We start from the raw sequence: 7,620 nt of genomic DNA, 5'->3' as shown, positions 1-7,620 counted from the left end.
CCGGCGCGGCCGGAGGTCCGGGCGCTACTACCCCCGGCACGGCACCGACGGCCACCGCACCGTCTCCTACGACCTGGATCTCGCGTACGACCCGGGCAGCGGCCGCCTCGACGGGCGCGCCCGGATCGAGGCGGTGGCCCGCGTCCCCCTGGACCGGATCACCCTCGACCTGGCGCGGCTGTCGGTGCGCGGCGCGCTGGTCGACGGGCGTCCGGTACGGGCGCGGAAGCGGTGGGGGAAGCTGCTGCTGGGGACGCCGTACCGGATCGCCGCGGGAACGCCGTTCACGGTGGAGGTCCGCTACGGGGGCCGGCCGCGCCCGGTGCGCTCGCCGTTCGGGGCCATCGGCTGGGACCTGGTCGGCGACCCTGACGAGGGGACGCTGGTGGCGTCACAGCCGGTGGGCGCGCCGTCGTGGTTCCCGTGCAACGACCGGCCGGACGACAAGGCCGCCTACACCTTCCGTGTCACCGTGCCGCTCGGCCACCAGGCGTTCGCCAACGGCACGCTGCGCGAGCACCGGCGGGAGGGCGGCGGCGAGGTCTGGACGTACCACCACCCCGGGCCGATGTCCTCGTACCTGGCCGCGCTCTACACCGGCCGTTTCCAGTACGAGCGGCGGCCGGACGTGGTGCTGCCGGACGGGCGGGCGATCGTGCTGCACCAGGCGTTCCCGCCGCGGCTCGCCGAGGCGGCCCGGCACGATCTGGCGCGCCAGCCGGAGATGCTGCGGGCGTTCACCGGGATGTTCGGTCCGTATCCCTTCGAGGCGTACGGCGCGATCGTGGTGGACGCGGAGCTGTCGGAACCCGTCGAGAATCAGACACTTTCGGTCTTCGGCAGTAACCATGCCGACGGTCGGCGTGGCTCGGAGAGGCTGGTGGCGCACGAACTCGCGCACCAGTGGTTCGGTAACAGCGTCGGGCTCGACGACTGGCGGCACATCTGGCTCAACGAGGGCTTCGCCACCTACGCCGAGTGGCTGTGGTCCGAGCACCTCGGCGGACCCGACGCCGACACCCTCGCCCGCCGCGCCTGCTCCTCGCTCGCCCGGGAGCGCCAGAACCTGTGCCTGGCCGAGCCGGGCCCGCGTCGCATCTTCGACGACCGGGTCTACCTCCGCGGCGCCTGCACCCTGCACGCGCTGCGGCTCACGGTGGGCGACGAGCGGTTCTTCCGTACGCTGCGCGGCTGGCACGAGGCCCATCGCGGCGCGACCGCGGGCACCGAGGCGTTCCTCGCTCACGCCGAGGCGCAGGCGGGCCGCCCGGTGCGGGAGCTGCTGGGCGCCTGGCTGTACGACACGGCGCTGCCGGAGCTGCCGCCGCGCGGGGCGTGAGACCGTCCCCGCTCCGCGCGCGGCCGCCGGAACCGGAAACCCGTTCGCCCTCGCCGCTCCCGGCAGGGGACACTACGGGCATGATCATCCGTAGTGCCGATGCCGCCGATCTGCCCGCCCTCCGCGACCTCGAACGCGCCGCGGGGGAACCGTTCCGCGCGGTGGGGATGGCCTCCGTGGCGGACGACGAGCCGCCCGCCCTCGACGTGCTGTCCGCCGCCCGGGACGCCGGACGGCTCCTGGTCGCCGCCGAGGAGGACGGGGCGCGCCCGGCGGGCTATCTGCTGTGGGAGCCGGTCGACGGCTGTACCCACATCGAGCAGGTCTCCGTCCACCCGGACCACGCCCGCCGCGGCATCGGCCGGGAGCTGATCGAGCGGGCCGCGCAGGAGGGCGGGGGCGCCCCGCTGACCCTGACCACCTTCGCCGAGGTGCCGTGGAACGCGCCGTACTACGGCCGTCTCGGCTTCCGCGTCCTGGCGGGCGACGAGATCACCCCGGGCCTGCGGGAGATCCGCGCGCACGAGGCGGAGCTGGGCCTGGACCGCTGGCCGCGGGTGTGCATGCGACGCGAGGCGTGACGCGTCACCGGGAGGCACCGGTCCGCACCGGTGCCTCCCGTGCGTCTACGACGCCACGCCGCGCAGCCGTTCCGCCAGCCGCTCCCGCAGTTCGATCTTGCGGACCTTGCCGCTGACCGTCATCGGGAAGGCGTCCATGATCTCCAGATGGCGGGGGACCTTGAAGTGGGCGAGATGTGCCCGGCAGTAGTCGGCCAGCTCGTCGTGGGTGAGCGGGTCGGCGGGGTCGCGGAGGATGACGCAGGCGGCGATCTCCTCGCCGTACTTGTCGTCGGGGACGCCGACCACCTGGACGTCGGCGATCTTGGGGTGGGAGTAGAGGAACTCCTCGATCTCGCGCGGATAGACGTTCTCTCCCCCGCGGATGATCATGTCCTTGATGCGGCCGACGATCCGCAGATAGCCGTCGTCGTTCATCACGGCGAGGTCGCCGGTGTGCATCCAGCGGGCGGCGTCGATGGCCTCGGCGGTCCGCTCCGGCTCGTCCCAGTAACCGAGCATCACGCTGTAGCCGCGGGTGCACAGTTCACCGGTCGCGCCGCGCGGGACGGTGACACCGGTCGCCGGGTCGACGACCTTCACCTCGATGTGCGGGAGGACCCGGCCGACGGTGGCGGTGCGGTGGACGAGGTCGTCGTCGCGGCGGGTCTGGGTGGAGACCGGTGAGGTCTCCGTCATGCCGTAGCAGATGGACACCTCGGCCATGTGCATCTCGGCGACCACCCGCTTCATGATCTCCTCCGGGCAGGGCGAGCCCGCCATGATGCCGGTGCGCAGGCAGGTGAGGTCGAAGTCGGCGAACCGCGGGTGGTCGAGTTCGGCGATGAACATCGTCGGCACCCCGTAGAGGGAGGTGCAGCGCTCGTCCTGGACGGCCCGGAGGGTGGCGACCGGGTCGAAGGAGGGCGCGGGGACGACGACGCAGGCGCCGTGCGAGGTCGCGGCGAGGTTTCCCATGACCATGCCGAAGCAGTGGTAGAAGGGCACCGGCAGGCAGATCCGGTCCTGTTCGGTGTAGCCGACCGTCTCCCCCACCCAGTACCCGTTGTTGAGGATGTTGTGGTGGGAGAGGGTGGCCCCCTTCGGGAAGCCGGTGGTGCCGGAGGTGTACTGGATGTTGACGGGGTCGTCGGCGGAGAGCCCCGCCGCGCGCTCGGCCAGCCGGGCGGCCGGCACGGCGGCACCCGCGGCCAGCATCCCGTCCCAGGTCGGATCGCCGATGTACACGACGTCCCGCAGCCCCGGGCAGGAGGAACGCACCTGCTCGGCCATCCGCCGGTAGTCGCTGGTCTTGTGCCGCAGGGCCGAGACCAGCACCCCCACCCCGGCCTGCCGCAGGACGAACGCCAACTCGTGCACCCGGTAGGCGGGGTTGATGTTGACGAGGACGGCGCCGATCCGGGCGGTGGCGTACTGGACGAGGACCCACTCCGCGCAGTTGGGCGCCCAGATGCCGACCCGGTCGCCGCTGCCGACGCCCAGGGCGATCAGCCCGAGGGCCACCTCGTCGACGGCCCGGCCGAAGGCGGTGTAGGTCCAGCGGCGGCCGGTGGGGAGGTCGACCAGGGCCTCCCGGTCGCCGAACCGGGCGACGGCGCGGTCCAGATCAGCGCCGATGGTGCCGCCGAGCAGCGGCTTGCCGGCCGTCCCGCTCGCGTACGACAGCCTGCTCACCGGTGGTCCTCCTCGCGGTACTCGGGCCCGCCGTCCCCGTGCGCGGTGCGTTCGCGCAGCTCGACGCGGCGGATCTTGCCGGAGACGGTCTTGGGCAGCTCGGCGAACTCCAGCCGCTTCACCCGCTTGTAGGGGGCGAGGACCTCGCGGGAGTGCGCGAAGAGGACCTTGGCCGTCTCCGGCCCCGGCTCCCAGCCCTCGGCGAGCACGACGTACGCCTTGGGGACGGCGAGCCGCACCGGGTCGGGCGCGGGGACCACGGCCGCCTCGGCGACCGCCTCGTGCTCCAGCAGCGCGCTCTCCAGCTCGAACGGGGAGATCTTGTAGTCGGACGCCTTGAAGACGTCGTCGGCCCGGCCGACATAGGTGATCCAGCCGTCACCGTCCCGGGTGCCGATGTCACCGGTGCGGTAGTAGCCGCCGGCCATCGCCTCGGCGGTGCGGTCCGGGTCGCCGTGGTAGCAGGCCATCACCCCGACCGGGCGGCGGGAGAGGTCCAGGGCGATCTCGCCGGCGTCGGACGGGGCGCCGCTGACCGGGTCCAGCAGGACGACGGCGAAGCCCGGTGTGGGACGGCCCATCGACCCCGGTTTGACGGGCTGACCGGGCGTGTTGGCGACCTGGACGGCGGTCTCGGTCTGCCCGAAGCCGTCCCGGATCGTCACCCCCCATGCCTCGCGGACCTTGTCGATGACCTCGGGGTTGAGGGGTTCGCCGGCGGCGACGATCTCCCGGGGCGGGTGCCGCAGCGCGGTGAGGTCGGCCTGGATGAGCATCCGCCACACGGTGGGCGGGGCGCAGAAGCTGGTGACGCGGGCCCGGTCCATCTCCGCCATCAGCCGGGCCGCGTCGAAGCGGGTGTAGTTGTGGATGAAGACGGTGGCCTCGGCGTTCCACGGCGCGAAGAGGTTGGACCAGGCGTGCTTGGCCCAGCCGGGCGAGGAGATGTTCAGATGGACGTCGCCGGGCCGCAGTCCGGTCCAGTACATCGTGGCGAGATGGCCGATGGGGTACGAGGCATGGGTGTGCTCGACGAGTTTGGGGCGCGCGGTGGTGCCGGAGGTGAAGTACAGCATCAGCGAGTCGTCGGCGTGGGTCGGGCCCTCCGGCCGGAAGTCCTCCGGCGCCGTGTACGCGTCCTCGTAGGCCCGCCAGCCCTCCGGCGCCCCGCCGACCGCGATACGGGTGTACGCGCCGGGCACGGACGCGAACTTCCCGGTGTCCGCGGCACGCACCACGACATGGCGGGCCCGGCCGCGGGTGATCCGGTCGGCGAGGTCGGCGGGGCCGAGCAGCGGGGTGGCGGGGATGACGACGGCGCGCAGCTTCATCGCGGCCAGCGCCGTCTCCCACAGTTCCGCCTGGTTGCCGAGCATCACCAGGACGCGGTCGCCGGGCCGTACCCCGGCGGCGGACAGCCAGTTGGCGACCCGGTCGGAGCGGCGGCGCAGGGTGTCGAAGGTCAGACGGGTCTCGTCGCCGTCCTCCTCGACGATGTGCAGGGCGACGCGGTCGTTGCCGCGGGCGATGACGTCGAACCAGTCCAGCGCCCAGTTGAAGTGGACCGGGCGCGGCCAGCGGAAGTGCGCGCGGGCCGCCTCGTAGTCCGTGCGGTACCGGAGCAGGAGGTCGCGCGCCTCCCGGAACTCCTTGGTGGCGGCCGGTGAACGGCCCGCTTCCGCGCTGTCGGTGTCCGTCATCTGTCCTCCTCATTGCCCCGCGGCTCCCTGACATCGTGTAATCAGTGACGTAGGTCTCACCACCCCCGAACGGGGGGAAGCGGAGGTACGGGTGCGCGTCGGGTCGGAAACGGGCGGGACCGGTGAGGTGGGGGCGGCGCTCGCCCGGCTGCGGCGGAGCAGCGGACTGCCGGTGGCGTTCGGCGGCCTGCTGGCGGGCACCGGCCGCTACCGGCTCGACGAACTGTCCGGCACGGCGACCGCGGTACTGCGCGGACTGCACATCCACCACGGCACGGGCGTCGGCGGCAAGGCGGCGGCGCTGGGGCGGCCGTTCGCGGTGACCGACTACCCGGCCTCCGCGGTGATCAGCCACGAGTACGACGCGGCGGTCGCCGCGGAGGGCCTGCGGTCGGTGCTCGCGGTACCGGTCGTGGTGCGCCGCCGGGTGCGCGGGGTGCTGTACGGGGCGCTGCGCAGCCCGCACCGGCTGGGCGACGGCCCGCTGTCGGCGGCGATGGAGGCCGCCCGCGAACTGGAGGAGGCGCTGCTGCTCCAGGACGAGGCGGAACGGCTGCTGTCGGTGGCGCGGCAGCCGACGGCGGCCGACCCGGCGGTGTGGGAGGAGGTCCGCGAGGCGCACGGGGAGCTGCGGGCGCTGGCCCAGCGGATCGCCGACCCGCTGCTGCGGCAGGAGATGCTGGCGGCCTGCGGCCGGCTCGCCGCCGCGTCCTCGGGCCGCAAGGAGCCGGGCGGGGAGGGGCCCGCGCTGTCGCCGCGGGAGGTCGATGTGCTGGCGTGTGTGGCGTCGGGGGCGACGAACGCGCAGGCGGCGGAGCGGCTGGGGCTGCGTCCGGAGACGGTGAAGGGCTATCTGCGGTCGGGGATGCGCAAGCTGGGGGCGCACAGCAGGATGCAGGCGGTGGTCGCGGCGCGGCGGTCGGGCCTGCTGCCGTAGGGCGGGGTCCGGGGTGTCGGACAATTCCTTTGCCGCGTCCCGCAGTTCCGGCGATCATCGCGTCATGATCGATCACACCGCCCTCGCGGAGAAACCCGAACTGACCGGCGCCCGCGTCCGTCTCGTCCAGCTGTCGGAGCGTCACGCCGACGCGTTCCACGTCACCACCCTCGACCCCGAGACCCGCCGGCTGACCGGCACCCACCGCCACTTCACCCCCGAGGAGACACGGAAGTGGTGCGCCGCGGCGCCCGGCCGCGAGGACCGTCTGGACCTCGTCGTCGAGGACCGGGAGACCGGCGACTACCTCGGCGATCTCGCGCTGATCGACATCGACGCGGACAACGCGTCCGGCTCCGTGCGCATCGCGCTGGTGCCGGGCGCCACCGACCGGGGTCTGGGCAGCGAGGCCCTGCGGCTGCTGCTGGACCACGCCTTCGGACGCGTCGGCCTGCACCGCGTCCAGCTGGAGGTCTTCGCGTTCAACGAGCGGGCCCGGCGGGCGTACGAGCGGTGCGGCTTCGTGGTCGAGGGACGGATGCGGGAGGCGCTGCACTGGGACGGCGCCTGGCACGACGTCCTGCTGATGGGCCTGGTGCGGGACGCGGGGGTATCCGGCGCGGCGTGAGGTGCCGGGGGCGGGCGGCGGTCAGGCGACCGAGCCGGCCCGTTCCGCCGTGCGGCCGAGGTCGTGGTGGATGGGGGTGCGGGCGCCGGTGAGGGGGGCGCCGCTGCCGCCGCGCCGGGCGGCGACGATCTCGGCGGCGATGGACAGGGCCGTCTCCTGGGGGGTGCGGGCGCCGAGGTCGAGGCCGATGGGCGAGCGCAGGCGGCGCAGTTCGTCCGCGGTGAGTCCGGCCCGGCGCAGCCGCCGCTGCCGGTCGCGGTGGGTGCGGCGGGAGCCCATGGCGCCGACGTAGGCGACGGGCAGCCGCAGGGCGCGCTCCAGCAGGGGGACGTCGAACTTGGGGTCGTGGGTCAGGACGCACAGCGCCGTACGGGCGTCCAGGTCCTGGGAGTCGAGGTAGCGGTGGGGCCAGTCGGTGACGACGGTGTCGGCGTCGGGGAAGCGTTCGCGGGTCGCGAAGACGGGGCGGGCGTCGCAGACCGTGACGTGGTAGCCGAGGAACTTGCCGGCCGTGACCAGTGCCGCCGCGAAGTCGACGGCCCCGAAGACGATCATCCGGGGAGGCGGCAGGGCGGACTCGACGAGGAGGACGGCCCGCTGCCCGCAGCGGGGGCCGCCGGGCCCCGCGTCCCCGCCGCCGGGCTCCGTGCCGAGGGTGACGGTGGCGGTGCGTCCGGCGTCGAGCAGGGCGCGGGTCTCGGCGGCGGCGGTGCGGTCGAGGGCCGGGGAGCCGCCGAGGGTCCCGGTGCGGCGGCCGTCGG

General features: G+C 73.9%; 7 protein-coding genes. 4 read left to right on the top strand and 3 right to left on the bottom strand.

The window, feature by feature from the left end:
• Together AC51EU_RS24285 and AC51EU_RS24280 are read left to right on the top strand one after the other, a co-directional pair.
• The coding region (locus tag AC51EU_RS24285) for a M1 family metallopeptidase (protein WP_496269183.1) at positions 1-1,339 on the top strand (1,339 nt) is incomplete at its 5' end.
• 80 nt (positions 1,340-1,419) lie between these two features.
• Positions 1,420-1,920: a GNAT family N-acetyltransferase gene (locus AC51EU_RS24280; protein WP_496269182.1), complete on the top strand. Its 501-nt coding sequence runs from the start codon at positions 1,420-1,422 to the stop codon at positions 1,918-1,920.
• 45 nt (positions 1,921-1,965) lie between these two features.
• Here the strand turns inward: AC51EU_RS24280 and AC51EU_RS24275 are convergent, their stop codons facing one another.
• Positions 1,966-3,594: an AMP-binding protein gene (locus AC51EU_RS24275; protein ID WP_496269181.1), complete on the bottom strand. Its 1,629-nt coding sequence runs from the start codon at positions 3,592-3,594 to the stop codon at positions 1,966-1,968.
• Positions 3,591-5,294, bottom strand: coding sequence for an AMP-binding protein (locus AC51EU_RS24270; protein WP_496269180.1), 1,704 nt, complete (start codon positions 5,292-5,294; stop codon positions 3,591-3,593). The genes AC51EU_RS24275 and AC51EU_RS24270 overlap by 4 nt, the downstream gene beginning before the upstream one ends.
• A 91-nt stretch (positions 5,295-5,385) precedes the next feature.
• Here AC51EU_RS24270 and AC51EU_RS24265 point away from each other — a divergent pair, with 91 nt between their 5' ends.
• Together AC51EU_RS24265 and AC51EU_RS24260 are read left to right on the top strand one after the other, a co-directional pair.
• Positions 5,386-6,231 (top strand): helix-turn-helix transcriptional regulator, encoded by an 846-nt coding sequence (locus AC51EU_RS24265; RefSeq protein ID WP_496269179.1) that lies wholly within the window; start codon positions 5,386-5,388, stop codon positions 6,229-6,231.
• Positions 6,232-6,295: 64 nt separating this feature from the next.
• Complete coding sequence (locus tag AC51EU_RS24260) at positions 6,296-6,859, top strand: GNAT family N-acetyltransferase (protein WP_496269178.1); 564 nt, start codon at positions 6,296-6,298, stop codon at positions 6,857-6,859.
• Between the two features lie 21 nt (positions 6,860-6,880).
• Here the strand turns inward: AC51EU_RS24260 and AC51EU_RS24255 are convergent.
• Positions 6,881-7,620: XdhC family protein (locus tag AC51EU_RS24255; RefSeq protein ID WP_496269177.1), on the bottom strand; the 740-nt coding region annotated here is incomplete at its 5' end.

The sequence above is a fragment of the Candidatus Streptomyces philanthi genome (assembly GCF_059553635.1).
Note: the sequence above shows the minus strand (reverse complement) of the source record. Positions and strands in the feature narration are given on the sequence as shown.

Bases quoted from the DNA above. Each gene is read 5' to 3' on its own strand.
- AC51EU_RS24280 (WP_496269182.1), top strand. From the start codon at position 1,420: ATGATCATCCGTAGTGCCGATGCCGCCGATCTGCCCGCCCTCCGCGAC.
- AC51EU_RS24270 (WP_496269180.1), bottom strand. From the start codon at position 5,294: ATGACGGACACCGACAGCGCGGAAGCGGGCCGTTCACCGGCCGCCACC.
- AC51EU_RS24260 (WP_496269178.1), top strand. From the start codon at position 6,296: ATGATCGATCACACCGCCCTCGCGGAGAAACCCGAACTGACCGGCGCC.